The following is a 25,990-nucleotide window of genomic DNA, read 5'->3' as shown; positions in this document are numbered from 1 at the left end:
GTAGAAAGCGACCGGATTGCGGACTTTGTGACATCCTATAGAAGAATACGATGCGCACTCATCCAACCAACATCGTTGACGCAATGACGGAGATGCTGACGTTCTTCGAAAATCGGTGTGACGATCGAGACACACTCTGCAAACTTCTCAAAATGCTTTCGGATCGCAGAAGTTGGAAGAGCGCCCATGCGCTCTTCCAAGACATTCGACAAAAGACGCTAAAGGCTGGAAGGCGAGACGATCAGCTAGGTTTGGCGCAATATGCTTTTGAGGAAATCTGCGCGAAGACCATTTACAATCTTAGCGATTCTCCTGCACCATTTGATGCTGACTCGGCCTTCTGGGTGGTGCCTTTAGGTGTTGCGCTAGGGCGCCAAATGGGGCTTTCCGAACCTTCGCAGATCTCGTCTCTGTTGGAGATGTAGTCCACAGCGAAGCTGCACTCGCTACCCCAAAACCCGACTCCGGACCTATTCCCCATCCCGCGCCGGCAGGCTCAACGTAAACCTTGCGCCCTGCCCCGGCGCGCTTTCGACCGTCAGATCGCCGTCCATCGCGCGCGCCAGGCGCCGCGCGATATAGAGGCCGAGCCCCGATCCGCCGCTGTCGGTGCGGCCGAGCCGTTCGAACTTCTCGAAAACGACCGCCTGCTGTTCGGCATCGATCCCCTGACCCTGGTCGGCGACAGTGATCATCGCACGGTCGCCTTCGCGATCGACGCGGATCCATATTTGCGAATTTTCGGGCGAATAGCGGATCGCATTGCCAAGCAGGTTGAGCAGCACCTGCAGCACGCGGCGGAACTCGCCGGTCGCGGGCATCTTGTCGTCCGTCTTCGGCGCGTCGATGCGAATGCCCTTCTCCTCGGCCTTCATGCCGAGCAGGCCGACCGCGCGGCGCGCCAGGTCGCCAAGGTCGATTTCGTCGGCGGCCGCCTTGAACCCCGGCCGTTCGATATTCTGCAAATCGGCCAGATCGTCGACCAGCCCCAGCAAATGGCGGCCCGCATGCGCAATATCGCCCGCATAGCGGGCATAATCGGCGCGGATCGGCCCGTCGAACTGGCCCGAAATCGTCTCGGCGGTCGCGATGATGCGGCTGAGCGGCCCGCGCAGCGCACCGTCGATGCGGCGTCCGAACTGCGGATCGGACAGCGGCAGCGACCCGAACGCCGGATCGGTCAATGCGGCGCCCTGCACCGGCGCGGCCGGCGCCGGCGGCTCGGCGAGCTCGGCCGACCCGCGAAATCCGGTGAAGCGGCCCGTTGCGTCGAATTGCGGTTCACCCGACAGCGTCATCGCGATGCGCCCCGCGGCGACATCGCCCTGCACATGCTGGCCTTCGAACCGCGACTGCCGCCCCAAGGCGCGCAAAACGGGAAAGCGCCCGTCCTCGTCGGGCTGCAATTCGAACAATTCGGACAGCGACCGCCCTTCCCAGCCGCCCGGAACCGGCGGCGCATCGGAGGCAGCGCGCAGCGCGACGACGCGCAATTGCTGGTCGCATTCCCAAGTCCAGCCCTGCGGTGCGATCGCGCTGTCGGCGATGACGGGGATCTGCGACACCGTCGGCGGGCGCGTCCGCCAGTCGTTGATCTCGAGGCTGACGCCATCGGCGTCGGGCGTGATCCGCACCAGCGCATGGATGTCGCTATGATCGTCGGCGGCATAGAGCGGCCGGCTGATGTCGCGGTCCAGCCGCTGCGCCAGCGCGACAAGCCGCGCGAGATGCGGCAAGGCAAGCGGCTTGCCCAGCCCCGCGCCCGCCCGCTGCTGCAGGCGAAGCAACGGCGCATCGGCGCTCACCAACGCCCCCGACCGGTCGATCCGGCCCCGGATGATCCGCTCGCTCATCGCTCGGCCTGCCCCGACGGTGCTGGGTCGGCATGACCGTCGACACCGCCGTCCGACACGGCGCGCGCGGGCAGCATCGCAAGCGACGCCTCCAGCGGTGCCAGCGCGATACGGTCGAGGCGCAGCGGCGCGAGAAGCGAAGGCAGCGCCGCCGCTTCAGCGGTCAGCATCGCCAGCGCCATATCGTCATAGGCCCGGCGGTGCGCCGCGGCGGCCAGCGCGATCAGCACCGGCCAGTTGTGCCGCGCGATTGCCGCCGCCGCCGCGTCGGGCACCGCATCGCCCAAGATCGCATGATAGGCCGCGCCCGCCTCGGCCATCCCGGCCTCGTCCGCCTGCCGCTCGACGACGCCGCGCACCGCTTCGCCCAGCTCGGCCGCGCGCCCCTGGTCCTTGCTGACTTCGGCCAGCCGCCAGGCGGCGATATCGAGCAACAGCGCCCGGAAAATATCTGCATCGAGGTCGCCCACCGCGAGCGCGGGGTTGCCACGTGCGTCGAAACGGCGGCGGTCGGCGATCTGCAGCGCCAGATAGGCGCGATCGACATCGGACAATATACCGTCTGCGGCCGGCGCATCGACCGTCGCGCCATCGGCTTCGGACAGAATCGGCACGGCGTTCCGCTGCGCCGACTGCTCGCGCCAGCGATGCTCCTCGGCGCGCGCGAAACAATGACCGGCAAGCCGCGCGGCGCCGGGAATACCGCCGCACATCCATTCTGCCCACAGCGCATCGCTGTTAATCCCGCCGTCGAGCCGCACGGCGACGTCGGCGACCAGCCGCCGGGCGATCCCCAGCGACAGCGCACGCTGCTCCTCGGTCAGCCTCCCGGCTGCGGGCGCACCCATATAATCCGCCAGCTCGCGCAGGCGCGCCGACAGCGTCGGCGACGGCGGGTCGATGCCGGGCGAAGGGAAGGATTCACTCATGCGCATCGGCCAATAACAGCATAGCGTTAATAGGCGTTAAACCTTCGAGACCTTTGTTTTCAACGCGCTTCGGGACGCCGCGCGAGGCGCAGCCAGAGCAGGATCTGGAGCGTCGCGAGCAACGGCAGGATCGCAAACATCAACGGCGCGAAACCGAACAGCAGCGCGGGCGCAAGCATGATCCACGCCTGGTCGGCATCGGGCAGCAACCAGTGGAACCGCCGCCGGTCGCCCGAATCCTCGTACAGCCAGCGCGCGAGCAGGATCGCGGCGGCGAGACACGGCGCCAGCGCCGCTTCGGAAAAGGGCGGCATGCGGTGCCCCGGCCCCGCGAGCGACAGCAGCCAGGGAAAGATCGCGAGCAGTACCCAGGCAAAGGTGCGAATGACGTCGCGGGCCCGGTCCTGCGCAGCGCTTTCCGCGCGAAAGGCCGACAGGAAGCGCATCGCGGCAAGGCCGAAGCCGCCGAGGATCGCGACAAGCGCCCCCGCCGCGGCAAGGCCGCTCGCCGCCAGCAACGCGACGATCACCCACAGCAAGGCGGTGACATAGGGCAGGTAGCGCGCCGTGGTCGGCGATTTGACGAGCAACGGCCCGGCGAGCCGGATCAGCGGCATCATGATCGCCGACCGGCCGAGCCCCATGCCGCCATATTCGACCTGCTGCAGGCTCGATTGTTCGATCAGCGCCGCCGTCGGCCGGTCGGTGACGATCGCGATCTCGCCCTGCTCGAACAATGCCGGTTCGCAATAGAGCCGGCGCGCGCCCGACTGGACTGCGAGGCGCAGCAGCGTCAGCATCATGTCCCACTCGCCCGGCATCGCCGCCAGTTCGGCCACCATCGTGTCGGATATGCACGCCAGCCCGCCCCAGCGGCGCGTCGCGTCGATCCGCTCGAACCCCTGCGTCAGCACCGTGTCGCCCGTGACGAGGATCGCGGGCGATCCGGGCTTCGCGATCGCCGCATAATGCGTGCCGCCCGCGCGCAGCCCGTCGGCGACGAGGATGATCCGGTCGTCGCCCTCGACCAGCCCCATCAGGTCGGCGGCGGCACGAACCGGCGTGACCTTGATCCCCCGCCGGCGGATGCGGTCGCATGTCGCGAGCAGGTCGGCGGGGACGGCGGCGACGGCGACGGCGATATGCGTCACGCCGACGTCGGCAAGCCGCGCCGCCTGCCGCTCGATCAGCGTTTCGCCGGCGACCGTGACAAGCGCACGGAGCCCGCCGTCGGGCAGGACTTCGCTGGCGCCGATCAGCGCGATCAGGGTCATCGGCGGGTGCCACGGGCGAAAGCGGTCATCCCCCCGACCTTTAGGCGCGACGAACCGATTGGCAAGCCGCTTGTATCGCGCCATGACGCCACGCAGAAAGCGGCGTTTCCGGCGCAAAAATGTCCCCGGTTTCCATTCCCTTTCGCGGGCCAAAAAATCATGCGGAAAACGACCGAATCGCTGGCTTTTGAACGGCCCATCGGCTAGCTTCGCAACTCCTCCCGAAAGAACGAAAAAGGCCGGGTTTTGACCGAAGAAAATACGCCTATGCAGCCGTCCGAGGATGGCGTTTCGCCGATCAACATCGTCGACGAAATGAAGACCAGCTACCTCGATTACGCGATGAGCGTGATCGTCAGCCGTGCGCTCCCCGACGTGCGCGACGGCCTGAAGCCGGTGCATCGCCGCATCCTTTATGCGGCGCAGGAAGGCGGCTTCGTTCCCGGCCGTCCGTACAAGAAATCGGCGAAGATCGTCGGCGACGTCATGGGTAACTACCACCCGCATGGCGACAGTGCGATCTATGACGCGCTCGCGCGCATGACGCAGGACTGGTCGCTGCGCGTGCCGCTGATCGACGGTCAGGGCAATTTCGGATCGATGGACCCCGATCCGCCGGCCTCGATGCGTTATACCGAAGCGCGGCTCGCCAAGACCGCGATGGTGCTGCTGAACGACCTCGACAAGGATACGGTCGACTTCCAGCCCAACTATGACGCCAGCCGTGACGAGCCCACCGTGCTCCCGGCGCGTTTCCCTAACCTCCTCGTCAACGGCGCGGGCGGCATCGCGGTCGGCATGGCGACCAACATCCCGCCGCACAATCTCGGCGAAGTCGTCGACGCGACGCTCGCGATGATCGACCGCCAGCTTGCCGGCGGTACCGACATCACGCTCGAAGAACTTATGGCGATCGTCCCCGGCCCCGACTTCCCGACCGGCGCGATGATGCTCGGCCAGGGCGGCGCGCGGAACGCTTACGCCACCGGCCGCGGCTCGATCATGATGCGCTCGACGCACATCATCGAAGAAGGCAGGAACGACCGCCAGTCGATTGTTCTGACGTCGATTCCCTTTCAGGTCGGCAAGTCGGGCCTCGTCGAGAAGATCGCCGAGGCCGCGCGCGACAAGCGCATCGAGGGCGTCGCCGATATCCGCGACGAATCGAACCGCGAAGGCGTGCGCGTCGTCATCGAGCTGAAGCGCGATGCCACGGCCGAAGTCGTATTGAACCAGCTGTGGCGCCACACCCCGGCGCAGTCGAGCTTCCCCGCGAACATGCTTGCGATCCGCGGCGGCCGTCCCGAAATGCTGGGCCTGAAGGACATTCTTTCGGCCTTCATCACCTTCCGTGAGGAAGTGATCACCCGCCGCTGCAAGTTCGAACTCGCGAAGGCGCGCGACCGTGCACATATCTTGCTCGGTCTCGTCGTGGCCGTCTCGAACCTCGACGAAGTCGTCCGTATCATCCGCGGATCGAACTCGCCCGCCGCCGCGCGCGAAGCCCTGCTCGCCCGCGAATGGCCGATCGGCGAAATCGCACCCTATATCCGCCTCGTCGAGGCGATCGAGGGCGAGATGGAGGAAAGCGCCACCTATCGCCTGTCCGAAGTGCAGGTGAAGGCGATCCTCGACCTCCGCCTCCACCGCCTCACCGCGCTCGGCCGCGATGAAATCGGCAAGGAACTCGGCGAGTTGGCGACCGAGATTGAGGAATTGCTTTCGATCCTCGCCGACCGCGTCAAGCTTTATGGCGTTATGCGCGCGGAACTCGTCGCGGTGCGCGACGAATTCGCGACGCCGCGCAAGACGCTTGTCGCCCCCGCCGCCGACGGCATCGACGACGAGGATCTGATCGAACGCGAGGAGATGGTCGTCACCGTCACCCTCGACGGCTATATCAAGCGCACCCCGCTCGAAACCTTCCGCGCCCAGCGCCGCGGCGGCAAGGGCCGCGCCGGCATGGCGACGAAGGACGAGGATGTCGTCACCAACCTGTTCGTCACCTCGACGCACACGCCGGTGCTCTTCTTCTCGACCGCGGGCAAGGTCTACCGGATGAAGGTATGGCGCCTGCCCGAAGGCGGCCCGGCGACGCGCGGCCGGCCGATGATCAACCTGCTGCCGCTCGCGCAGGGCGAGACGATCTCGACCGTGCTCCCGCTGCCCGAGGACGAAGGCGAATGGGGCAAGCTCCACGTCATGTTCGCAACCGCGAAGGGCAATGTGCGTCGTAACAGCATGGACGCTTTCACCAACGTGCCCTCGAACGGCAAGATCGCGATGAAGTTCGAAGGCGAGGACGAGGACGACCGCCTGATCGGCGTCGCCTTGCTCGACGAAAGCGACGATGTGTTGCTTGCCACCCGCCAGGGCAAGGCGATCCGCTTCGCCGGCGACGATGTCCGCGAGTTCCAGAGCCGCAATTCGACCGGTGTCCGGGGGATGCGCCTTGCCGACGGCGACGAGGTCATCTCGCTCTCGATCCTCCACAAGGTCGGCACCACGAGCGAGGAACGCGAAGCCTATCTCCGCGCCGCGCCGTGGAAGGATAATGAGAACGAACCGACGCTCGCCGCCGACCGCATGGACGAACTGGCGAGCCGTGAGGAGTTCATCCTCACCATCTGCGCCAACGGCTATGGCAAGCTTTCGTCGGCCTATGAATATCGCCGCACCGGTCGCGGCGGTCAGGGGATCACCAATATCGACAACATCGCGCGCAACGGGCTTGTCGTCGCGAGCTTCCCCGCGACCAAGGCGCATCAGCTGATGCTCGTCACCGATCAGGCGAAGCTCATTCGCATGGGCCTCGACACGATGCGCGTCATCGGGCGCGGCTCGGCGGGCGTGCGCCTGTTCGACGTCGCCAAGGACGAGCATGTCGTCTCGGCGGCGCTGATCGAGGAAGGCGACGAGGAAGAGGGCGAAGACGCGGACACCGCGACCGAAACCCCCGCGGCCGAGAATCCCGCGAGCGAGGCGCCGTCCGAATGACGACGCCCGCCACGGCCTTCAAGGTGCTGACCGCACAGCAATGGGCCGATTTCGAGCGCGAGCGCGTGTTCCGCGGCGCACCGGTGGATATCGCCGACGGCTATATCCACCTGTCGACCGCGGAGCAGCTCGAGACGACGATCGCCAAATATTTCGCGGGGCAGAGCGGGCTGATGATCGCCGAAGTCGACCTTGCCTGCCTCGGCGACAAGGTCCGCTGGGAACCCGCGCGCGGAGGCGACCTTTTCCCGCACATCTATGCCGAACTGCCGATCCACGCGGTGGTCAGCCTGCAAAGGCGCGACTGACCCCACGCGTTCGGCGCATTGATCGAACGCTCGCCGCCTTTGGTCGCATCTTGCTTCGCTGGAGCAATTTCCCCTACCACCGTCGCGCTTTGCACCGTCGGTGCCCAGGGGAGATATCAGATGCGCCTTGTTTTGATTGCCGCCTTCCTCGCTTCGGCTGCACCCGTCGCCGCTTTCGCGCATGAGGCCCCCGCGACCGCCCCCGCGGCGGCATCGAAACCCGTTCCCAAGGAAGAGCTGCTGAAGCCCCCCGCCGACGCGGCGCATTATGTCGTCGTGTCCGAAGCCGGCCAGCATGGCAACCAGTGGCGCTGGCAGCTTGCCGACGGCCGCACCGCCTATCGCTGGTCGCAGGAATTGCGCGGCTGGATCACCGAGATGGATCAGGTCACGACCTTCGCACCCGATGGCACGGTCGCCGCGACCACCGTGCGCGGCGTGACCATGTCGGGCGACGCCGCCGAGGAGTATCGCGTCGCGGACGGCCGCGCGACCTGGAAAACCGCGACCGACAGTGGCGAGGCGCCCGCCGGCGGCTGGTACATCCCGGCGGGCGGCGTTGGCATCGCCAATGCCGCGCTGATCGACGCGCTCGCCGCGGCGGGCGACGCGGGGCTCGATTTCCTGCCCAGCGGCAAGGGCCGCATGACCTTCGGCCCGACGCAGGTGATCCAGGGCCCGACCGGCCCCAAGACCGTCCAGCTTGCCTTCGTCAGCGGCATCCTGCCCTCGCCCTATCCCGTCTGGCTCGACGAGAATAAGCGCTATTTCGCCGACATCAGCTTCATCTCGGTCATCCCCGCGGGCTATGAAGGCGCGCTCAAACAGCTCCGCGACGCGCAGGAAAAGGCGACGGCCGCCGCGGTCGCCGGCGTCGCCAAACGCTTCCTGACCCCCGCCGCCAAGGCCCCCGTCCTGTTCGACAATGTCCGGCTGTTCGACGCCGACAAGGGCGAGTTCCTCACCGCGCGCGCGGTGCTGGCGCAGGACGGCAAGATCGCCGCCATCGGCCCTGCCGGATCGCTGAAAGCCCCCGCCGGCGCGCAGCGGATCGACGGCAGCGGCAAGACGCTCGTCCCCGGCATCTGGGACAGCCACCTCCACATCGGCGACGACTGGGACGTGCTGTCGAACATGGCGAACGGCATCACCAGCTTCCGCAGCCCCGGCACGACCTTCGACCGCGCGGTCGACGCGACCAAGCGCCGCGCCGACGGCACGCTGCTGATGGGCGAACCCTTCATCTCGGTCATCGTCGACAAGAAGGATCCGCTCGCCGCGCAGGGCTCCGAAGTCGTCAGCAGCGCCGAAGAGGCGATCGCCGCCGTGCGCCGCGTCAAGGATGCGGGCCTGTGGGGTGTCAAATTCTACACCTCGATGAACCCGGCGTGGATCGCCCCCGCCGCCGCCGAGGCGCACAGGCTCGGCCTCCACGTCCACGGCCATGTCCCCGCGGGCATGAAGCCGAGCGAGGCGGTCGCGGCGGGCTATGACGAACTAACCCACCTCAATTTCGTCGTCATGGAATCGATGCCGCGCGAGGTCATCGACAAGGCGAACACGCGGATGCGGATGGAGGGACCGGCGCGCTTCTTCAAGGACGTCGACCTCGACGCGCCGCCGATGAAGGGCTTTGTCGCCGACCTCGCAAAGAAACAGACCATCGTCGATCCCACGATCGTCATCTTCGAAGGCCTGTTCACGCAGGATGGCGGCAAGCCGCATCCGGCCTATGCGCCCTATATGGGCATCATCTCGCCCGTCATCGAACGCTCGGTCTTCACCGCCGGCGGCTATCCGCTGATCGAAGGGCTGACGCGCGACGATTATCGCAAAAGCTACGCAAAGATGGTCGACCTCGTCGGCCGGCTGCACAAGGCGGGCGTACCGATCGTCGCGGGCACCGACGGCTGGGGCATCGAACTGATCCGCGAACTCGAAATCTACCGGCAGGCAGGCTTCACCCCCGCCGAGGCGATCCGGAGCGCGACGATCGTCCCCGCGCGCATCGTCGGCGCCGACAAGCGCACCGGCTCGATCGCCGTTGGCAAGGAAGCCGACATGGTGCTCGTCGACGGCGACCCCTCGACCGACCTCGGCGCGCTGCGCCGCGTCGTGACGGTGGTCAGCGACGGCTATGTCATGGACGCCGACGAACTGCGGACGGCGGCGGGATACAGCGGCCGGCCGAAATAGGCCGTCCGGTCACACGCCGAAATCGGCAGCATCAGCGGGCCGCATCGCGACGAAGCGCGCGGGATCGATCCCGCGCGCCGCAAGCTCGGCGGTCAAGCGGCTCGCCGGCTCGTCCCGCGCCTCGTCCGTCAGTTTGAAGGTCCCCCAATGCATGCCCACGGCGGCCTTGGCGCCGACATCTTCGAATATCTGGACGGCTTCCTCGGGATCGCAATGCTGGGCCGCCATGAACCAGCGCGGATCATAAGCCCCGATCGGCAGGATCGCGAGGTCGATCGCGCCGAAACGTTCGCCGATCGCGCGGAAGATGTTCCCGGTGCCATAACCGGTATCGCCCGCGAAATAGACCAACTTTCCGGCCGCCTCGACGACGAAGCCGGCCCACAATGCCATGCGACGATCGCGCGGACCGCGCGACGACCAATGCAGCGCGGGCACGATATGCGCCTTTGCGCCGGGCGCAATTTCGATCGCGTCGCCCCAGTCACCCGTCAGGACGCACGCGTCTTTCATTCCGCCATGAATGATCGCATCATTGCCCAACGGGGTGACGATCAGCGGCTGATGTCTGGCATGCAAGGCGCGCAGCGCCGCCATGTCCAGATGGTCGTAATGATTGTGCGAAAGCAGGATGACGTCGATCGGCGGCAAGTCGTCCAGCCGAACCCCGGGTGTGGTAACCCGCCGTGGCCCGGCAAAGGACAACGGACTGGCACGCTCCGACCAGACCGGATCTGTCAGGATATTGAGCCCGCCGATCTGGATCAGCAGCGTGGCATGGCCGACCATCGTCACGCGCAGTCCCTCGACCCGCACGTCCGGTACCACGGGCACGACGTCGACCGACGATGTCCAGCGATTATCGGGTGCCGAACGGCGCCATTTCAGAAGATCGCCGAACGACCGGTCGGTTTCGGGTTCACCTGCCGGGTTGAGAAACCGCGTACCGTCGAAATGGTCCGATAACGGTCCCTGATAATATCGATTGCGCGTCATCGTCGGGGGCTGGGTCCATGGCGGATTGTGTCCCGCCGATATGGCTTCGTTCCTCGGGTCCGCAAGGGAGCACTCTTAAATTCCCGGATGGCGGGCAAATTCACCCGCCCTGCCATCACTTCCGCTTGGCGTTCCACGCGCGCACCGCCGCCATCGTCTTTTCGATATGCGCCTGCGGCTTGCTGTCGGTGTAGCTCAGCAGGATCGTGCCGTTCGGCGCGATGACATAGGATGTCCGGTTCGACAGCGGCTTTCCGTCGGGACCCTGCATCGTCGCGTCATATTTCGCCGCGACCTTCGCGCCCGGATCGGCCGCGACCGCGAACTTGTCGCGGCATTCGGAGCGCGAGAACTCTGCCACGCGGTGGATATTGCCCGCCGTCACACCGATGACGCGCGCGCCGAGCTGGTTGAACTGGCCGTTCGCCTCGGCGAACAGATGCGCCTCCATCGTACAGCCGGGGGTGAAGGCGGCGGGGAAGAAATAGAGCACGACCGGGCCGTTGCGCAGCGTCTGCTTCAGCGACAGGTTGAACTCCTTGCCCGCCTGCGCCGCGGTCAACGTGAAATCGGGTGCCTTCGCACCCTGGTTGAGCGCGGCGATGCCCTGCGCGGGCAGGACCGAAAGCGACAGGCCGAGGCCAGCCACCACCGCGAATTTCATCAGCATTTTCATGAGCGGCCTCCTCGAACGGCGGAGAGCGTCTCTGCCGGGATGCCTACTCTATCGCGATATGCCTTCGCTGCAAACGGGATGTCGCGCCGCACGGCCCGCCGGGACACGCGGCGCGAGTTGCCGAACCCCGATCAGCAGCGACGGCCGCCGCGATCGATCTCGCGCCCGATCAACGCACCCGCAGCGCCGCCGATGATCGTGCCGGGCAGGCGATCGCCATAACGGTCGACCTCGCGGCCGAGCAGCGCGCCGGCGGCACCGCCGACGATCAGGCCGGTCGTCCCGCTGCCACGGCGGCAATGATAGCGGCGGTCGCCGCGATAATGATTCCGCCGGTAATCGCGGCGATAGTCGCGACGATAGTCGCGGCGGTAATCGCGATAGTCGCCACGGTCGCCATAATAGCCGTGGCGATGGTGACGGTCGCGCGCATCGGCTTCGACCGGCATCGCGGCGAATGCGCTCGCGCCGATTAGCGCCGTCAACGCCAGTTTCTTGAGCAGGAACATTTCTCTTCTCCGTTTTGGTCCCCGCGAGCAGAATAGGAAGCGAAACATGGCGCGCGGCTGAACTGCATCGGCGCCCGCCCCCGCCGCGACCTCGGTTCGACGATCTTTCGGGGCGCCCTGCCGCGCCCGATTGACCGCGCGGCGCAAACGGCGCAGCATCGCGGCATGACCCTGACCATCACCCCCAGCGGCCAGTCCTGCGGCGCGCGTGTCACCGGCGTCGACCTGACGCAGCCGCTCGATGCCGGAACGATCGCCGAAATCCGCGCCGCATGGCTCGACCATCATGTCCTCTCCTTCCCCGACCAGCGGATGACCGAGGACGATCTCGAACGGTTCACCGGCTATTTCGGCGGCTTCGGCGACGATCCCTTCATCCGCCCGATCCCCGGCCACGACCATATCATCGCGGTGAAGCGCAAGGCCGACGAGACCGCGCCGCTCTTCGCCGAAAACTGGCACAGCGACTGGAGCTTTCAGGAACGCCCGCCCGCGGGCACCTGCCTCTTCGGCATCACCATCCCCCCCGTCGGCGGCAACACCGAATTTTCGAACCAGCACGCCGCGCTCGATGCCATGCCCGCCGACCTTCGCGAACGTGTGGAGGGGTTACAGGCGATCCACAGCGCGCGCGCCGGCTATGCGCCGCAGGGCATGTACGGCGCGGCCGACCCAAAAGGACCGGGGGGTCGCAGCATGGACATCCGTTCGGACGAGGGAGCGCTTGAAACACAGCTCCACCCCTTCGTCCGCTCGCATCCCGAAACCGGCCGCAAGGGCCTCTTCGGCTGCGCGGGCTATATCATCGGCTTCGACGGGCTCGACGATGCCGAGGGGCTGCCGCTGCTCTACGAACTCATCCAGTGGCAGGGGCGCGAGGAATTTCGCTACAGCCATGCATGGGAACCCGGCATGCTGATCATGTGGGACAATCGTTCGCTGCTCCACCGCGCGACCGGTGGCTATGACGGCTATGACCGCCTGCTCCACCGCACAACGATCGCCGCGTGGGACGGCGACCGCGCCGAGGCCGGCTTCGAAGGCGTGCGCCCATGATCAAACGCATGATGATCCTCGGGGTGTCGCTGGCGATGCTGGCTCTCGCGCCTTCCGCCTCCGCGTCTGATGCGTCGCCCGCCGCTCATCCGGCGCCCGACGGCATATCCTATCGCGGGATCGGCAACGGCTGGACCGGCGGCCGCACCGGCTGGTCGATCGATCGCAAGGGGCGCGGCCGCTACGAATCGACCGAGCGCGGGCGGCGAATATCGAAACGGTTCGATGTCGGCGTCGAAGGCTTCGAACGGCTCCGCCGGATTCTCGAGCCACTCGAATCGATCCACGAAATGCCCTGCGACGGCGGCGGCTTGACCGATCAGGCGCACGGCGGGCTCAGCTGGCAACACGGCAAGCAGGCGTGGTCGCTCGAAATCGATTTCGGCTGCGCGCGCGGCAATGGTGGCGACGCGTGGGCTCGCTTCGGCGAAGCAAATGCCCTGCTCCTCGAATGGGCCGGAGCCGCGCCGCCTGCCTGATCAGGTCCGCCCTTCCCTCGAAAGCGTGCTGACCACGCCCCATGCGATCAGCGCCTGCCCGCCGAAATAGAGCGGCCAGACGAGCCAGAGCCTGACGTCCTTGGAAATCGCTCCGCCTTCGCCCGCAAAGATGAACAGGTCGCTCGCGAGGAACAGCATCGCACCGATCCCGGTGCGATAGCGCGGAAAGCGGCTCGTCCATGCGGCTGCGGCCATCGCGGCGACGAACAGCGAATAGACGGCAGCGTGCCACCAGCCTGCTGCGGGGCTCAACATGCCCCACACGATCGCCAGCGTCGCGGGCATCGTCAGCCAGCCGAGCAGCCGCTGCGAGGGCGTCAGCTCTGGCCGCCGGTTCCTGAGATAGAGGGCGATCGCGACGATATGCCCGATGACGAACGCCACAGCGCCGGTCTCGAGCCCCTTCGCGTCGAGCAGATAATCGCCGAGCGCCCCGAAACCGAGCGCCGCCGCGATCATCCAGCCATATTTCCCGCGCGCATTCGCCGCCGCCCACAGCGCCAGAAGACCGACACCGCTCGTCTTCCATGCCCAGATCGCCGGACCGTCGAGCCGCTGATACACCGCGATGAAGAAGCTGATCCCGCCAAACAGCGCCAGCCACCAAAGCCACCGCGCCCGATCCCATTGCTGTTCGCCGCTCATCGCCCGCCCCTTTGCATCTTCCCTTCAATGGGCCTAGTGCGCGGCTCCACAAGTGCAAGTCAACGGATAGTGTAAATGAGCCACGACATTCACATCATCGGCGGCGGCCTCGCGGGCTCCGAAGCGGCCTGGCAGCTCGCCGAGGCAGGCTATCGCGTGCGCCTGTCCGAAATGCGCGGGGGCGGAGACATGACGCCGGCGCATCAGGGCGACACCCTCGCCGAGATGGTGTGCTCGAACAGCTTTCGCAGCGACGACGGCGACAGCAACGCCGTCGGCCTGCTCCACCGCGAAATGCGCTCGCTGGGCTCGATCATCATGCGCGAAGCCGATGTGCACAAGGTGCCCGCCGGATCCGCGCTCGCGGTCGACCGCGACCTCTTCTCGGGCGGCGTCACCAAGGCGCTCGCCGACCACCCCAACATCACCATCGTCCGCGAACGCATCGACACGCTCCCTGCCGAAGGCCTCACCATCGTCGCGACCGGTCCGCTCACCGCCGCCTCGCTCGCGGACAGCATCGGCGCCGCGACCGGCAAGGACGCGCTCGCCTTCTTCGACGCCATCGCACCCATCGTCTACCGCGAGAGCATCGACATGGACGTCGCATGGATGGCGAGCCGCTGGGACAAGGTCGGGCCGATCGGCGACGGCAAGGACTATATCAACTGCCCGATGGACAAGGACCAGTATCACGCCTTCGTCCAGGGACTCGTCGACGGCGACAAGACCGATTTCAAGGATTGGGAAAAGGATACGCCCTATTTCGAGGGCTGCATGCCGATCGAGGTGATGGCCGAACGCGGCCCCGAAACGCTGCGCTTCGGCCCGATGAAGGGCGTCGGCCTCGACAATCCGCGCACCGGAAGATGGCCCTATGCCGTCGTCCAGCTCCGTCAGGACAATGCGCTCGGCACGCTGTGGAACATGGTCGGCTTCCAGACCAAGCTGAAGCACGCCGCACAGGTCGAGCTGTTCCGCACCATCCCCGGTCTCGAAAAAGCCGAATTCGCGCGCCTCGGCGGCCTCCACCGCAACAGCTTCATCCGCTCGCCCGAACTGCTCGACGGCCAGCTCCGCCTGAAATCGGCGCCGCACATCCGCTTCGCGGGGCAGATCACCGGTTGCGAAGGCTATGTCGAAAGCGCCGCGATCGGCCTCGTCGCCGCGCGCTTCGCAATTGCCGAACTCGGCGGCCGCACCCTGCCCCCGCCACCGCCCGAAACCGCGCTCGGCGCGCTGCTCGGCCACATCACCGGGGGCGCCGACGCCTCATCCTACCAGCCGATGAACGTCAATTTCGGCCTCTTCCCGCCGCTTGCCGAGGATGTGCGCAAGAAGGACCGCAAATTGGGCTACACGCAGCGTGCGGGTACCAAACTCGCCGAGTGGATTAAGCAGGCCGACGGCGTCGCCGCCTGACCCGATGTGATTCCCGGCGAAAGCCGGGACCCTATAGCATGGGCCCCGGCTTTCGCCGGGGATCACTGTCCACCTAGCAACTGCACTTGGGCCTAGCCGCCGCTTTCGGCGCGGTCGTCGCGAATTCGGTGCGCGTCAGGTCGCCCGACTTGTCGCCGTCGGCTCCCGCAAAACGCGCGCCTGTCGCCGCCGCCCACTCCTCGAACGTCAGCAGGTTGTTACCGTCCTTGTCGAGCTTGCGGAACGCCGCGGTGCGCGAGGACATCAGCTCGACGCGGCTGATCCGGTCGTTACGGTCGCGGTCGAAGCGGTTGAAGCGTCGTTCCTCGCGCGACGCCTCTTTCGCTACGGGCAGTGCGGGCGGCGCGGGGCCGCGCTTCGGCGCATTCGCCGCCGCGACGGGAATAGCCGGCAAGGCGGGCGGCGGATCGGGCAGCACCTCCTCCTCGGCGATCTGCGTATAGCCCTTCCACATGAACAGGCCGCCGGTCAGCAGCAGCGCGCTGGCGACGCCACCGATCAGGAACCGCGAAACCGCCATAGCCCTCTCTCCCGCAACCCCGACTGGCTATCATGCCGGACGCCGCAACGCCAACAGACGCCACCATTTTGGCTGCGAAAATCAATCGGAAAAACCTCTCGAAATTCGCGATATGATTGCTACATTCGATCAATGCACAATTACCTGCCCTCGCTGAAACAGATGCAATATCTCGTCGCGCTGCACGAGCACGGCCACTTCGGCCGCGCCGCCGACGCGTGTAACGTTACCCAGTCGACGCTGTCGGCGGGAATCCGCGAACTCGAAACCCTGCTTGGCCAGACGCTCGTCGAGCGCACCCGCCGCGTCGTCCGCTTCACCGCGCTCGGCAACGCGATCGTCGACAAGGCGCACCGCGTGCTGCGCGAGGCCGAGGAACTGGCCGACATGGCGGCCGCGGCCGCCGCACCGCTCGTCGGCGAACTGCGGATGAGCGTGATCCCGACGATCGCGCCCTTCCTCCTCCCCGGCCTGCTGCCGCGGCTGCGCAAGGAACGCCCCTCCTTGAAGCTGTTCCTGCGCGAAGAACCGAGTGCGCAAGCATGCGAGTCGCTGCACCACGGTACCGTCGACTGCGTCCTCCTCGCGCTCCCCTATGCGTGCGGCGACGTCGAGAGCGAGCCGCTGTTCGACGACGCGCTGTTCGTCGCCTTCCCCGGCGACCAGAGCGAGGATCTCCCCGCCATGGTCAGCGCCGACCAGATCGACCCGTCGCAAATGCTGATGCTCGAGGACGGCCATTGCCTGAAGGACCATGTCCTCGCCGCATGCAACCGCCCCGAGCTGCGCGCCGGCGCACGCATGATGGGCACCTCGCTACACACGCTCGTCCAGATGGTCGACAACGGCCTCGGCATCACGATGCTGCCGCAAATGGCAATCGAGGCCGGCATACTCGATCATACCGACATCGACACGCGCCCGCTCGATTCGGAGCATGACTGGCGCACGATCGCGCTCGTCTGGCGCAAGGGCAGCCCGCGCGCCGACGAATTCCGCATGCTCGCGGATATTTTCAGGAAGCATCAGGTGAACTGAGGCACCCCGCGCCGACGGATGGCAGGGTTCGGAAGCTGCCTGTCCATCTTCGTCACCCCGGACTTGATCCGGGGTCCACAACGTCGGCGCTGCGATAGATCCCGGATCAAGTCCGGGATCACGGAGAGAGGGAGGCGTGCACCCCGGCGAAAGCCGGGCCCGGAATTTCGACACGAACGTAACCTGTTGCCGCACTGACCCCCGGCTTTCGCCCGGGTTCACGATGGGGCAACCCTCGCACCAAAACCGCGGTTTGCCGCCGCCCCATGTCCTCGGCTGCTAACGACCGGTTGCCGATATCCCCATTTTTGCTATCAGCATTCAATGTCCAAACCTGTCAGCCAACAGACAGTCAGACCAGGCGTTCGGCCCGAACCCCCACGATTAATGGCGATTTGGCTCGTGAGCATGTTCGCATACATGAACGCCGGCTTCCTTGGTTTGTTTGCCATGATCGGCCTTTTTAATGGCACGGACCGATCAATCGTCATCCAGCATTTTGTCATGAGCACTATCTTCGTCGGCGTCGTGCTGGTTTGCCGACACATCGAGCAGCGAAGGCGGACATTCTTTGAGCAGCGCCTGAACGCGTATGAAAATGGTGTCCGAGAGATGGATTTCGGATCGCTCTCGGGTTCCGATTGAACGTCGGCGCACCATCGCCAAACCCGACAGCGATCCCGCACCCGAAACCCTAATCCCACCGCTCCGCGCGCCCATGATCGCCCGCGCGCGGCTCGACCCACTGCACGCGCCCGTCGGCGAAACGCTCGCGCTTCCACAGCATCACATCGGTTTTCAGCCGGTCGATCAGAAATTCGCACGCCGCCAGCGCCTCGGCGCGGTGCGCGCTGCTGGCCAGCACCAGCACGATCGTCTCGCCCGGCGCCATCCCCCCCACGCGGTGGATCAGCGTTAGCGCGTCGAGCCGCCACCGCGCCGCCGCGCCGGTCGCAAGCGCGTCCAGCCCGCTCGCGGTCAGCACCGGATGATGTTCAAGGAATAATTCGGTGAGCTCGCCGTCGCCGCGCACCCGCCCGACGAACGCCGCGCTCGCGCCATGGACGCCCGCGTCGTGCGCCGCCATTTCGGCTGCGACGTCGATGACGCCGGCGCCGACCGCGACGCGAATCATCCGCCCGTCACCGGCGGAAACAGCGCCACCTCGCGCGCACCGGCGAGCGATGCATCCGGCCCCGTCATCGCCCCGTCGATCGCCGCTCGGATGCGGTGCGGCTCGGCAAAGGCCAACGCCCCGCGCCCGTCGCGCGCCGCGAGCCACGCCACCAAAGCGCCGACGTCGGCGACCTGCGCCGGAACCTCGACCGTCTCGTCGGCGACCCCCATCCGTTCGCGTACCCACGCAAAATAGGCGATTTGCAACGCCATCGCGTCAATCCATATGCTTCAGGCCGACGCGCAGATAATCCCATCCGGTGATCAGCGTCAGCACCGCCGCGCCCCACAGCGACGCGAGCCCGACGGTCTTGATCCATGCCATCGCGGGCAACGCCCCCGCCAGGATCAGCGCGCCGAAGGCGACGAGCTGGAACGTCGTCTTCCACTTCGCAAGCTGGGTGACCGGCATCGACACCTGCAACGTCGCGAGGAATTCGCGCAGCCCCGACACGATGATCTCGCGCAGCAGGATCATCAGCGCGGCGATCACATGATATCCGGCGATGTCGCGCGTGAAGACGAGCAGCAAAATCACCGCCGCGATCATGATCTTGTCGGCGATGGGGTCGAGAAAGGCGCCCAGCCGCGACACGATCCCGCGCGACCTTGCAACATAGCCGTCAAAATAATCGGTAATGCCCATCAGGCAGTAAAGGCCGAAGGCGAGCGCATAATCGATCGGCTTCGGCTGGTGCGATCCCTCGATCACCCCCGGCCAGAGCAGGAAGAGCAGGATGGGAACCGCGAGAATGCGCGACAATGTCAGGATGTTCGGAAGGCTCAGCATGATCCCTGTCGGTGTGTCCGTTCCAAAATGGGCCTCAAAATCGGCTTTGACCCTGCAAGCCCTAACCGATAAGCCCGCCCGGCGACAACAGCATTGCCCGAAAAGAGATTGTTTCGGACAGGCGTGGCGCGAATGTCGGACTGATAAAGTGGATTTTCAATGACCGGTTCTTTTGCGCTGATGAAGCAACGCCGGTTCCTGCCCCTGTTCGCAACGCAGTTCCTCAACGCCTTCAACGACAATTTCTACAAGATGGCGATGGTGATCCTCGTCACCTTCACCATCTACAAGGATCCGGCGACCGAAGCCTGGTTCAACGCGCTCGCCGGCGGCCTGTTCATCCTGCCCTTCTTCCTCTTTTCGGCGCTCGCGGGGCAACTCGCCGACAGCACCGACAAGACGCGGATGATCCGCCTCATCAAGACGGCCGAAATCTTCATCATGATTGTCGGCGCGATCGGCATCTGGTTCCATCTCGTGCCGGTCATGCTCCTCGCGCTGTTCGCGATGGGCATGCACTCGACCTTCTTCGGCCCGATCAAATATGCGATCCTGCCGCAGCATCTGGAGGAGGACGAGGTTCTCGCCGGCACCGGCTGGGTCGAGGCGGGAACCTATATCGCCATCCTTGGCGGCACGATCGTCGGGGGGCTCACCCCGCCGCATTTCGCCATTCCGGGAATCATCGTCGTCGCGATCATCGGCCGCATCACCGCCACCTACGTCCCGTCCGCACCGCCCGAAAAGGACGCCGAGGGGCTGGTCATCGATCATAATGTGTTCCGCTCGTCGTGGCAGCTCGTCAACGGCACCATGCACATCCCGCGGCTCTTCCTCGCGATCATTTCGATCAGCTTTTTCTGGGCGATCGGCGCGATCCTCGCCGCGCAATTCCCGCCGCTGGTCAAAAATGCGCTCGGCGCGGACAAGACCGTCGCGACCCTCTTCACCGCCATTTTCTCGGTCGGCGTCGCAATCGGCTCGATCGTCGTCAATCGCTTGCTCAAGGGGCATGTTTCGGCGCGCTACTCGCCGGGATCGGTCATCGTGATGGGGCTGTTCGTCCTTGACCTGTGGTGGAATGTGAAGGGCTGGGAACATATCGACGGCAGCCTGATGGACTGGCGCGCATTCCTGTCGCTGACCGCGGGCGACCGCATCATCCTCGACCTCCTCGGTATCGCGATCGCCGGCGGCATGTTCGTCGTGCCGCTCTACGCCTTCCTGACGACCACCGTCGCCAAGTCGCAGACGGCGCGCACCGTCGCCGCGAACAATATCGTCAACTCGGGCTTCATGGTCGCCGCCACGCTGCTGCTCAGCGTACTGATCGGCATGGGCCTGACGATCGACGACACGCTGCTGATGGTCGCCGCCATGTGCCTCGTCTCGGCAGTCCTCGCGTGGAAGCTGCACAAGGCCTGCGATTAGGACCTTCTACGTCGCGATCGGAATGGCGGCTTTGGAGTGGAGAACTGCCAAGCCCTCTCTCACTTCCGTCATCCCGGACTTGATCCGGGATCCATCTGCCTTCGATCGCTACCGCCGCTCAGAGCAGGAACATCATCGTCGCGGTAAAAAAGATCGCAAAGCTCTGCACGAACAGCCGGAAATCATTGCTCGAAAAGATCGTCACCGGTTCGCGGTGCGCCGCGAGCGCCGCGCGCAGCTCGCCCTGCCAGTCCTCGGGCGCGTTCAACCGCGCAATAGTCAGCTGCCGCGCGCCATGCTCGCGGATCAGACGGCGAATATCGATAGGCTTGTCCGAGTCCATGCCTGGCAAGCTAGGAACTTCTTAACGGCTCGGTAAGGTTAAAAGATCGTTAACGATTGCCGCGTGCCAAAGCGGGACGGCCCTATGCCCCCGGCATCGGCCGCACCCGTACCGTCTTGCGGTCGCCCGCACCCACCTGGAACGGCTTGCATCGCTGCGGCCGCATCCGCGGGCCAAGGCACAGCCGCACCTCGCTCAACCAGCCCTTGCGATCGGTCGATACCGCGATCATCGCCTCCGAAACGCCGCGATTGGTGGCGGCGAACGCGCGGCGGATGCTGCCCGCGGTCTGCGGCCGCGCCGCCAGCGCCTTCATGTCTGGAAAGCGCACCGCGCCGAACAGGATCGCCGCCGACCGGAAATAGGCGGCGGGGTTCGGGCTCATGCACGTCCCGTGCTTCGCCCATTCATGCTGCAACAGCTGCGCCGACGGGGTCATGCACATATGCTTTTTCAGCACCGGCTGCGGCACGATCTTCGCCGGGCGGCACCATTGCGGATAGCCGGGATTGTCGGTTTCGGGCCACAGCCCGTGCAGCACCCAGCCGAACCGCCCGCTCTCGCCCGAACATTGGAACCGGTCGCGCGCGCCCTGCGGATTGCGCACCCCGGCGCAATGCTGCGGCGACCAGCTCATGCTCAGCAGATAGCCCGTAATTTTCGGGCTCCGTACCGGTTCGCCGCGCTTCGGCTGTTCCAGCCGCGGCACCGATACGCGATCGGGAACCGAGCAGGCCAGCGCCTGCGCCTCGGCCGCGACGGGCAGCAGTGCGAGCGGCAGTGCCGCGGCGCTAAGCCAGCGCAAAATCGAGCCCGATGTCCGCCGCCGGCGCCGATTGCGTCAGCCGCCCAACCGACACATAGGTCACGCCCGTCGCGCCGATGTCGCGGATCGTGTCGAGCCGGACACCGCCCGACGCCTCGGTCGGCACCTTGCCACCCACCAGCGCGACACACTGGCGCAGCTCGCCAAGGTCCATATTGTCGAGCAGCAGGTGCGTCGCCCCGGCGGCGAGCGCGGGTTCGACCTGCGCGACGCGGTCGACCTCGACGATGATGTCGGCGATCCCCGCCGCGACCGCGCGCCGTACCGCTTCCTCGACCGATCCGGCGACCGCGACATGATTGTCCTTGATCATCGCCGCGTCCCACAGGCCCATGCGGTGGTTCTTCGCGCCGCCCATCCGCGTCGCATATTTTTCCAGCACGCGCAGGCCCGGGATCGTCTTGCGCGTGTCGAGCAAGGTCGCGCCCGTGCCCGCCAGCGCGTCGACATATTGGCGCGTCATCGTCGCGATACCCGACAGATGCTGCACGGTGTTGAGCGCCGAACGCTCGGCGGTCAGCATCGCGCGCGCATTGCCCGACAGGCGCATCAAATCGCTCCGCGCCGGGACCTGCGCCCCCTCTTTGACGAGTATCTCGATCTCCATCCCGGGTTCGAGCGCGCGAAAGAATCGCTCGGCGATCGGCAACCCCGCGACGATGATCGCGTCGCGGCTGTCCATCGTGCCGCCGAAACGCGCATCGGCGGGGATCGTCGCCATCGAGGTGATGTCGCCCCCCGCCCCCAGATCCTCCGCCAAAGTGGCGCGGACGAAAGCATCGAGGTCGAAAGCGGGCAGCGAAAATTGGGTCATGCATCCCGCGATAATAGGGCCGCACAGCAAATCAACTTGACGTTTACGTCAACTGGGGCTGACATGGGTGCAAATAGACAAACGGAGAGGTCCCCATGCAATCCCCCATCTGCGCGATGCTCGACATCGAATTCCCGCTGCTCGCCTTTTCGCACTGCCGCGATGTCGTCGTCGCGGTGTCGAAGGCCGGCGGCATGGGCGTCTTCGGCGCCGCCGCGCTTCCGCCCGAACGGCTCGAAGAGGAGCTGGCATGGATCGACGAGCATATCGGCGGCCGCCCCTATGGCGTCGACCTGATCGTTCCCAACAGCTTCGCCGGCAAGGGTGACGTGCCATCGCCGAGCGCAGCCAAGGTGCCCGATACGCACCTGCAATTCGCCGCCGAACTTCTGGGCAAATTTGACGTCGACGCCACGGGACTCGAAGCAGCGATGGAAACGCGCCAAAGCTTTGGCGACAATATGCATGAGGATGGTGCAGCAAGGCTGCTCGAGGTCGCTTTCCGCCACCCCATCAAGCTGATCGCCAACGCGCTCGGCGTCCCGCCGCCGCTGATGCTCGAACTCGGCAAGCGCCACGACGTCCCCGTCGCCGCGCTCGTCGGCACGCGCGACCATGCGCTCGCGCAGGTCCGTGCGGGCGTCGACATCCTCGTCGTCGCCGGCGGCGAAGCGGGCGGCCATTGCGGCGAAGTCGCGACGATGGTGCTCGTTCCCGAAGTCGCCGCGGCGGTCGAAGCCGTCGGTGCGAACACCCCGATCCTCGCCGCAGGCGGAATCGTCACCGGGCGCCAGATGGCGGCAGCGATGGCGATGGGCGCGCACGGCGCGTGGTGCGGATCGGTCTGGCTCACCACCGCCGAGGCCGAAACCAACCCGGTGGTAAAGGAAAAGATGCTCGCCGCCTCGGCGCGCGACACGGTGCGATCGAAAAGCCGCACCGGCAAACCGTCGCGCCAGCTCCGCTCGCCCTGGACCGACGCGTGGGAAGCCGAAGGCGCGCCGAAACCGCTGCCGATGCCGCTGCAATCGCTCGTCAGCGAACCCGCGCTGCGCAAGGTCGATAAGCTGTCCGAGGGCGGCCACGAAGGCGCGAAGACGCTGGCAACCTATTGGGTCGGTCAGGGCGTTGGCCTGATGAACGAAGCGATGGGCGCCGGGCAGGTCGTGCAGCAGTTCAAGGAGGACTGGGTTGCGGCCTGCGAGCGCCTCAACGCCTTCATCGGGGAATAAAAATCCCCGCCGAAGCGGGGATTTTCTTTAATCAGCTGACGGTCGCCTTGACGATCTTGCCGGGCTCGCGCGGCGGCTCGCCCTTGGGAAGCGCATCGACATTTTCCATGCCTTCGGTCACTTCGCCCCAGACCGTGTACTGATTGTCGAGGAAACGCGCGTCTTCGAAGCAGATGAAGAACTGGCTGTTCGCGCTGTTCGGGTTCTGCGCCCGCGCCATCGAGCAGACGCCGCGGACGTGCGGCTCGCTGCTGAATTCCTGCGGCAGGTCGGGAAGCTCGCTGCCGCCCATGCCGGTGCCCGTCGGATCGCCGCCCTGCGCCATGAAGCCGGGGATCACGCGGTGAAATACGACGTCATCATAAAAGCCTTCCTTGGCCAGCGTCGTGATACGCTCGACATGTTGCGGCGCGAGGTCGGGGCGAAGGCGGATAACGACATCGCCAGTCGACAGCGAAAGCGTAAGGGTGTCGGACATGTTGCAACTCCTGCGGTCTGTGTTGGCGGTCCCATAGCGGCGGTCGCCGCCAAAGCCACGCATTAAATCGCAAAACCCAGTTCGCGGCGTTGCTATCGGCGGGCCGCAGCACTAGGGGAAAGCTCGGACGCCGCAAGAGAAGAGGGAGGACCGCGCGATGGACAAACGCGAAGATTCCCTGCCGCCGGAAGATGCGGGCGCGGCCGACGATCGCGATCGGGATCTTGCCGTGCGCGAACCCGAAACCGAACTCGACGAAGATGACCGGCTGAAACCCGAATTCGTGCGCGACGTAATCGACCTCGCCGAGGCGGGCGAAAGCGAAGCGGCGCGCGAACGTGTCGGCCGCCTCCATCCCGCCGACATCGCCGACCTGTTCGAACTCGCGCGCACCGACGAACGCCCGATGCTCGCCGCGGTGCTCGGCGACATGCTGTCCGCCGACGTGCTCGCGGAAATGAACGATTATGTCCGCGAGGAACTGATCGACCTTCTGGCGCCCGAACAGGTCGCCGAGCTCGCCTCCGAACTCGATACCGACGACGCCGTCGCGATCATCGAGGATATGGAGGAGGACGAGCAGCAGGCCGTCCTGCAGGCCATGGAGCCCGAGGATCGCGCCGCGATCGAGGATGCGCTCTCCTTCCCGGAGGAGTCCGCGGGACGCCTGATGCAGCGCGACCTCGTCGCGGTGCCCGAGCATGTGACGGTCGGCGACGTGATCGACCGGCTGCGCGAAGACACCGATCTGGCCAGCGATTTCTGGGAAATCTTCGTCGTCGATCCGATGCACAAGCCGGTCGGCACCTGCCAGCTCAGCTGGATTCTTCGTACCCCGCGCGATATCGCGATCAGCGACGTCATGAAACGCGAACAGACGCTGATCCCGGTCGACATGGATCAGGAAGAGGTCGCACTGCGCTTCCAGAAATATGCGCTGATCTCGGCGGCGGTCGTCAACAGGGATGGACGCCTCGTCGGCATGATCACGGTCGACGACATCGTCCATATCATTCAGGAAGAGGCGGGCGAGGATATCCTGCGCCTGTCGGGCGCCGGCGACGGCGACATCAACGAACCAATCCGCGAAACCTATAGTGCGCGCGTTCGCTGGCTGGTCGCCAATCTGGGCACCGCGTTGCTGGCTTCATCGATCGTCGGCTTCTTCGGCGGCGCGATCGAGCATATGGTCGCGCTAGCGGCACTCATGCCGATCGTCGCGGGGGTCGGCGGCAACGCCGGAACGCAGACGCTGGCGGTGACCGTCCGCGCGCTGGCGATGAACCAGCTGACCGATTCGAACAGCTGGCGCGCGATCTGGCGCGAAATGAAGATAGCGCTGCTGAACGGCGGCACGATCGCCCTGATCGCCGGCACCGCGACGGCGCTGTGGTTCGGCAATCCGCAACTTGGCGGGGTGATCGCGGCAGCGATGATCGTCAACATCTTCGTCGCGGGCGTGGCCGGGGTCGCGATCCCGCTCCTGCTCGACCGGCTCGATCAGGATCCCGCGGTGGCGAGTTCGATCTTCGTCACCATGACGACCGATTCCATGGGTTTTCTTGCCTTCCTGGGGTTGGCGGTACTCAGCGGACTGACATCTCTCTGAGGCCAAGTCTCTGGAATCCAAGCGATTCAAAAAACTTCGAAAAAAAATTCATCATCGCGATTTTTTTTGGGAACTTATCCACCGCACCGGTCGTTTCCCATTCGAGCAGCGGTCATCGCCCCCCCGCAGCGCTGCTCAGCAACATTGGCCCGGCCCGCATTCCCTCCCCCCCCTCGAAGCGTGCCGGGCCATTTTGCATCCACTCCTGAGAGGTTAGAAAAATGACGAGCTTCCGCGCAATCCTTCTCGCCCTGATGGCAAGCTTTCTGGTCACTGGTTGCAACACGGTGAAGGGTGCGGGCCGCGACATCGAGTCGGTCGGTCAAGCGGGCAGCGATGCCATCAACTGAT

General features: G+C 65.8%; 28 protein-coding genes. 13 read left to right on the top strand and 15 right to left on the bottom strand.

Annotation, left to right across the window (positions count from 1 at the left end; genetic code table 11):
• Positions 1-50 precede the first annotated feature (50 nt).
• Positions 51-425, top strand: coding sequence for a hypothetical protein (locus VGU00_RS08480; RefSeq protein WP_327467424.1), 375 nt, complete (start codon positions 51-53; stop codon positions 423-425).
• 45 nt (positions 426-470) lie between these two features.
• Here the strand turns inward: VGU00_RS08480 and VGU00_RS08475 are convergent, their stop codons facing one another.
• From VGU00_RS08475 to VGU00_RS08465, 3 genes are read right to left on the bottom strand one after another with little or no spacing between them, the layout of a single operon-like run.
• Entirely contained in the window at positions 471-1,853 is a 1,383-nt protein-coding gene (locus VGU00_RS08475) for a HAMP domain-containing sensor histidine kinase (RefSeq protein ID WP_327467422.1), read from the bottom strand.
• Positions 1,850-2,782 carry a hypothetical protein gene (locus VGU00_RS08470; protein WP_327467420.1) on the bottom strand — a complete coding sequence of 311 codons (933 nt, stop codon included), beginning with the start codon at positions 2,780-2,782 and terminating at the stop codon, positions 1,850-1,852. The genes VGU00_RS08475 and VGU00_RS08470 overlap by 4 nt, the downstream gene beginning before the upstream one ends.
• A 59-nt stretch (positions 2,783-2,841) precedes the next feature.
• Positions 2,842-4,056, bottom strand: coding sequence for a hypothetical protein (locus VGU00_RS08465; protein WP_327467418.1), 1,215 nt, complete (start codon positions 4,054-4,056; stop codon positions 2,842-2,844).
• A 267-nt stretch (positions 4,057-4,323) separates the two neighbouring features.
• Between VGU00_RS08465 and gyrA the strand changes: the two genes are divergently transcribed.
• From gyrA to VGU00_RS08450, 3 genes are all read left to right on the top strand, one after another.
• Entirely contained in the window at positions 4,324-7,053 is a 2,730-nt protein-coding gene (gyrA, locus tag VGU00_RS08460; RefSeq protein WP_327467416.1) for a DNA gyrase subunit A, read from the top strand.
• Positions 7,050-7,361, top strand: coding sequence for a DUF952 domain-containing protein (locus VGU00_RS08455; protein WP_327467414.1), 312 nt, complete (start codon positions 7,050-7,052; stop codon positions 7,359-7,361). Before gyrA ends, VGU00_RS08455 begins: the two co-directional genes overlap by 4 nt.
• A 120-nt stretch (positions 7,362-7,481) precedes the next feature.
• A complete protein-coding gene (locus VGU00_RS08450; RefSeq protein ID WP_327467412.1) occupies positions 7,482-9,557 on the top strand; it encodes an amidohydrolase family protein in 2,076 nt (691 codons plus the stop codon).
• Positions 9,558-9,566: 9 nt separating this feature from the next.
• On the opposite strand, the gene VGU00_RS08445 is transcribed toward VGU00_RS08450, so the two are convergent.
• The 3 genes from VGU00_RS08445 to VGU00_RS08435 form a co-directional block, all read right to left on the bottom strand.
• Complete coding sequence (locus VGU00_RS08445) at positions 9,567-10,553, bottom strand: MBL fold metallo-hydrolase (RefSeq protein ID WP_327467410.1); 987 nt, start codon at positions 10,551-10,553, stop codon at positions 9,567-9,569.
• A 115-nt stretch (positions 10,554-10,668) separates the two neighbouring features.
• Complete coding sequence (locus VGU00_RS08440; RefSeq protein ID WP_327467408.1) at positions 10,669-11,229, bottom strand: peroxiredoxin; 561 nt, start codon at positions 11,227-11,229, stop codon at positions 10,669-10,671.
• 131 nt (positions 11,230-11,360) lie between these two features.
• A complete protein-coding gene (locus VGU00_RS08435; protein WP_327467406.1) occupies positions 11,361-11,738 on the bottom strand; it encodes a glycine zipper 2TM domain-containing protein in 378 nt (125 codons plus the stop codon).
• Between the two features lie 165 nt (positions 11,739-11,903).
• Here VGU00_RS08435 and VGU00_RS08430 point away from each other — a divergent pair, with 165 nt between their 5' ends.
• Complete coding sequence (locus VGU00_RS08430; RefSeq protein ID WP_327467404.1) at positions 11,904-12,794, top strand: TauD/TfdA family dioxygenase; 891 nt, start codon at positions 11,904-11,906, stop codon at positions 12,792-12,794.
• Complete coding sequence (locus tag VGU00_RS08425; RefSeq protein ID WP_327467402.1) at positions 12,791-13,273, top strand: hypothetical protein; 483 nt, start codon at positions 12,791-12,793, stop codon at positions 13,271-13,273. The genes VGU00_RS08430 and VGU00_RS08425 overlap by 4 nt, the downstream gene beginning before the upstream one ends.
• On the opposite strand, the gene VGU00_RS08420 is transcribed toward VGU00_RS08425, so the two are convergent.
• Entirely contained in the window at positions 13,274-13,939 is a 666-nt protein-coding gene (locus VGU00_RS08420; protein ID WP_327467400.1) for a lysoplasmalogenase family protein, read from the bottom strand.
• 75 nt (positions 13,940-14,014) lie between these two features.
• Between VGU00_RS08420 and trmFO the strand changes: the two genes are divergently transcribed.
• Positions 14,015-15,361 carry a methylenetetrahydrofolate--tRNA-(uracil(54)-C(5))-methyltransferase (FADH(2)-oxidizing) TrmFO gene (gene trmFO, locus VGU00_RS08415; protein ID WP_327467398.1) on the top strand — a complete coding sequence of 449 codons (1,347 nt, stop codon included), beginning with the start codon at positions 14,015-14,017 and terminating at the stop codon, positions 15,359-15,361.
• Positions 15,362-15,434: 73 nt separating this feature from the next.
• Here the strand turns inward: trmFO and VGU00_RS08410 are convergent, their stop codons facing one another.
• Positions 15,435-15,902: an EF-hand domain-containing protein gene (locus VGU00_RS08410; RefSeq protein WP_327467396.1), complete on the bottom strand. Its 468-nt coding sequence runs from the start codon at positions 15,900-15,902 to the stop codon at positions 15,435-15,437.
• Positions 15,903-16,034: 132 nt separating this feature from the next.
• Here VGU00_RS08410 and VGU00_RS08405 point away from each other — a divergent pair, with 132 nt between their 5' ends.
• Both VGU00_RS08405 and VGU00_RS08400 read left to right on the top strand, forming a co-directional pair.
• Positions 16,035-16,940, top strand: coding sequence for a hydrogen peroxide-inducible genes activator (locus VGU00_RS08405; RefSeq protein ID WP_327467394.1), 906 nt, complete (start codon positions 16,035-16,037; stop codon positions 16,938-16,940).
• Positions 16,941-17,348: 408 nt separating this feature from the next.
• Complete coding sequence (locus VGU00_RS08400; RefSeq protein ID WP_327467392.1) at positions 17,349-17,585, top strand: hypothetical protein; 237 nt, start codon at positions 17,349-17,351, stop codon at positions 17,583-17,585.
• A gap of 49 nt (positions 17,586-17,634) precedes the next feature.
• Here the strand turns inward: VGU00_RS08400 and VGU00_RS08395 are convergent, their stop codons facing one another.
• From VGU00_RS08395 to pgsA, 3 genes are read right to left on the bottom strand one after another with little or no spacing between them, the layout of a single operon-like run.
• Complete coding sequence (locus tag VGU00_RS08395; RefSeq protein WP_327467390.1) at positions 17,635-18,075, bottom strand: molybdenum cofactor biosynthesis protein MoaE; 441 nt, start codon at positions 18,073-18,075, stop codon at positions 17,635-17,637.
• Positions 18,072-18,329: a molybdopterin converting factor subunit 1 gene (gene moaD / locus VGU00_RS08390; RefSeq protein WP_327467388.1), complete on the bottom strand. Its 258-nt coding sequence runs from the start codon at positions 18,327-18,329 to the stop codon at positions 18,072-18,074. Before moaD ends, VGU00_RS08395 begins: the two co-directional genes overlap by 4 nt.
• 4 nt (positions 18,330-18,333) lie before the next feature.
• Positions 18,334-18,906 (bottom strand): CDP-diacylglycerol--glycerol-3-phosphate 3-phosphatidyltransferase, encoded by a 573-nt coding sequence (pgsA, locus tag VGU00_RS08385; RefSeq protein ID WP_327467386.1) that lies wholly within the window; start codon positions 18,904-18,906, stop codon positions 18,334-18,336.
• Positions 18,907-19,065: 159 nt separating this feature from the next.
• Between pgsA and VGU00_RS08380 the strand changes: the two genes are divergently transcribed.
• On the top strand, positions 19,066-20,337 hold the full coding sequence (locus VGU00_RS08380; protein WP_327467384.1) for an MFS transporter: 1,272 nt from the start codon (positions 19,066-19,068) through the stop codon (positions 20,335-20,337).
• 118 nt (positions 20,338-20,455) lie between these two features.
• On the opposite strand, the gene VGU00_RS08375 is transcribed toward VGU00_RS08380, so the two are convergent.
• From VGU00_RS08375 to nadC, 3 genes are all read right to left on the bottom strand, one after another.
• Complete coding sequence (locus VGU00_RS08375; protein WP_327467382.1) at positions 20,456-20,680, bottom strand: hypothetical protein; 225 nt, start codon at positions 20,678-20,680, stop codon at positions 20,456-20,458.
• An 82-nt stretch (positions 20,681-20,762) separates the two neighbouring features.
• A complete protein-coding gene (locus tag VGU00_RS08370) occupies positions 20,763-21,485 on the bottom strand; it encodes a ribonuclease T2 family protein (protein WP_327467380.1) in 723 nt (240 codons plus the stop codon).
• On the bottom strand, positions 21,472-22,320 hold the full coding sequence (nadC, locus tag VGU00_RS08365; protein ID WP_327467378.1) for a carboxylating nicotinate-nucleotide diphosphorylase: 849 nt from the start codon (positions 22,318-22,320) through the stop codon (positions 21,472-21,474). Before nadC ends, VGU00_RS08370 begins: the two co-directional genes overlap by 14 nt.
• Positions 22,321-22,415: 95 nt before the next feature.
• Here nadC and VGU00_RS08360 point away from each other — a divergent pair, with 95 nt between their 5' ends.
• On the top strand, positions 22,416-23,552 hold the full coding sequence (locus tag VGU00_RS08360) for a nitronate monooxygenase (protein ID WP_327467376.1): 1,137 nt from the start codon (positions 22,416-22,418) through the stop codon (positions 23,550-23,552).
• Between the two features lie 31 nt (positions 23,553-23,583).
• On the opposite strand, the gene VGU00_RS08355 is transcribed toward VGU00_RS08360, so the two are convergent.
• Complete coding sequence (locus VGU00_RS08355) at positions 23,584-24,030, bottom strand: peptidylprolyl isomerase (RefSeq protein WP_327467374.1); 447 nt, start codon at positions 24,028-24,030, stop codon at positions 23,584-23,586.
• Positions 24,031-24,187: 157 nt separating this feature from the next.
• Between VGU00_RS08355 and mgtE the strand changes: the two genes are divergently transcribed.
• Both mgtE and VGU00_RS08345 read left to right on the top strand, forming a co-directional pair.
• On the top strand, positions 24,188-25,639 hold the full coding sequence (gene mgtE / locus VGU00_RS08350) for a magnesium transporter (protein WP_327467372.1): 1,452 nt from the start codon (positions 24,188-24,190) through the stop codon (positions 25,637-25,639).
• Positions 25,640-25,860: 221 nt separating this feature from the next.
• Positions 25,861-25,989 (top strand): entericidin A/B family lipoprotein, encoded by a 129-nt coding sequence (locus tag VGU00_RS08345; protein WP_062180862.1) that lies wholly within the window; start codon positions 25,861-25,863, stop codon positions 25,987-25,989.
• Position 25,990 lies beyond the last annotated feature (1 nt).

Source organism: Sphingopyxis sp. (genome assembly GCF_035944815.1).
Lineage (GTDB): Bacteria > Pseudomonadota > Alphaproteobacteria > Sphingomonadales > Sphingomonadaceae > Sphingopyxis.
Note: the sequence above shows the minus strand (reverse complement) of the source record. Positions and strands in the feature narration are given on the sequence as shown.

Bases quoted from the DNA above. Each gene is read 5' to 3' on its own strand.
- VGU00_RS08425 (WP_327467402.1), top strand. From the start codon at position 12,791: ATGATCAAACGCATGATGATCCTCGGGGTGTCGCTGGCGATGCTGGCT.
- VGU00_RS08375 (WP_327467382.1), bottom strand. From the start codon at position 20,680: ATGGACTCGGACAAGCCTATCGATATTCGCCGTCTGATCCGCGAGCAT.
- VGU00_RS08345 (WP_062180862.1), top strand. From the start codon at position 25,861: ATGACGAGCTTCCGCGCAATCCTTCTCGCCCTGATGGCAAGCTTTCTG.
- VGU00_RS08455 (WP_327467414.1), top strand. From the start codon at position 7,050: ATGACGACGCCCGCCACGGCCTTCAAGGTGCTGACCGCACAGCAATGG.
- moaD (WP_327467388.1), bottom strand. From the start codon at position 18,329: ATGGCGTTGCAAATCGCCTATTTTGCGTGGGTACGCGAACGGATGGGG.
- VGU00_RS08480 (WP_327467424.1), top strand. From the start codon at position 51: ATGCGCACTCATCCAACCAACATCGTTGACGCAATGACGGAGATGCTG.
- VGU00_RS08440 (WP_327467408.1), bottom strand. From the start codon at position 11,229: ATGAAAATGCTGATGAAATTCGCGGTGGTGGCTGGCCTCGGCCTGTCG.
- VGU00_RS08380 (WP_327467384.1), top strand. From the start codon at position 19,066: ATGACCGGTTCTTTTGCGCTGATGAAGCAACGCCGGTTCCTGCCCCTG.
- VGU00_RS08410 (WP_327467396.1), bottom strand. From the start codon at position 15,902: ATGGCGGTTTCGCGGTTCCTGATCGGTGGCGTCGCCAGCGCGCTGCTG.
- VGU00_RS08445 (WP_327467410.1), bottom strand. From the start codon at position 10,553: ATGACGCGCAATCGATATTATCAGGGACCGTTATCGGACCATTTCGAC.
- pgsA (WP_327467386.1), bottom strand. From the start codon at position 18,906: ATGCTGAGCCTTCCGAACATCCTGACATTGTCGCGCATTCTCGCGGTT.
- mgtE (WP_327467372.1), top strand. From the start codon at position 24,188: ATGGACAAACGCGAAGATTCCCTGCCGCCGGAAGATGCGGGCGCGGCC.
- VGU00_RS08435 (WP_327467406.1), bottom strand. From the start codon at position 11,738: ATGTTCCTGCTCAAGAAACTGGCGTTGACGGCGCTAATCGGCGCGAGC.
- VGU00_RS08360 (WP_327467376.1), top strand. From the start codon at position 22,416: ATGCAATCCCCCATCTGCGCGATGCTCGACATCGAATTCCCGCTGCTC.
- VGU00_RS08470 (WP_327467420.1), bottom strand. From the start codon at position 2,782: ATGAGTGAATCCTTCCCTTCGCCCGGCATCGACCCGCCGTCGCCGACG.
- VGU00_RS08475 (WP_327467422.1), bottom strand. From the start codon at position 1,853: ATGAGCGAGCGGATCATCCGGGGCCGGATCGACCGGTCGGGGGCGTTG.
- VGU00_RS08430 (WP_327467404.1), top strand. From the start codon at position 11,904: ATGACCCTGACCATCACCCCCAGCGGCCAGTCCTGCGGCGCGCGTGTC.
- gyrA (WP_327467416.1), top strand. From the start codon at position 4,324: ATGCAGCCGTCCGAGGATGGCGTTTCGCCGATCAACATCGTCGACGAA.
- VGU00_RS08400 (WP_327467392.1), top strand. From the start codon at position 17,349: ATGTTCGCATACATGAACGCCGGCTTCCTTGGTTTGTTTGCCATGATC.
- VGU00_RS08405 (WP_327467394.1), top strand. From the start codon at position 16,035: ATGCACAATTACCTGCCCTCGCTGAAACAGATGCAATATCTCGTCGCG.
- VGU00_RS08355 (WP_327467374.1), bottom strand. From the start codon at position 24,030: ATGTCCGACACCCTTACGCTTTCGCTGTCGACTGGCGATGTCGTTATC.
- VGU00_RS08450 (WP_327467412.1), top strand. From the start codon at position 7,482: ATGCGCCTTGTTTTGATTGCCGCCTTCCTCGCTTCGGCTGCACCCGTC.
- VGU00_RS08465 (WP_327467418.1), bottom strand. From the start codon at position 4,056: ATGACCCTGATCGCGCTGATCGGCGCCAGCGAAGTCCTGCCCGACGGC.
- VGU00_RS08420 (WP_327467400.1), bottom strand. From the start codon at position 13,939: ATGAGCGGCGAACAGCAATGGGATCGGGCGCGGTGGCTTTGGTGGCTG.
- nadC (WP_327467378.1), bottom strand. From the start codon at position 22,320: ATGACCCAATTTTCGCTGCCCGCTTTCGACCTCGATGCTTTCGTCCGC.
- trmFO (WP_327467398.1), top strand. From the start codon at position 14,015: ATGAGCCACGACATTCACATCATCGGCGGCGGCCTCGCGGGCTCCGAA.
- VGU00_RS08395 (WP_327467390.1), bottom strand. From the start codon at position 18,075: ATGATTCGCGTCGCGGTCGGCGCCGGCGTCATCGACGTCGCAGCCGAA.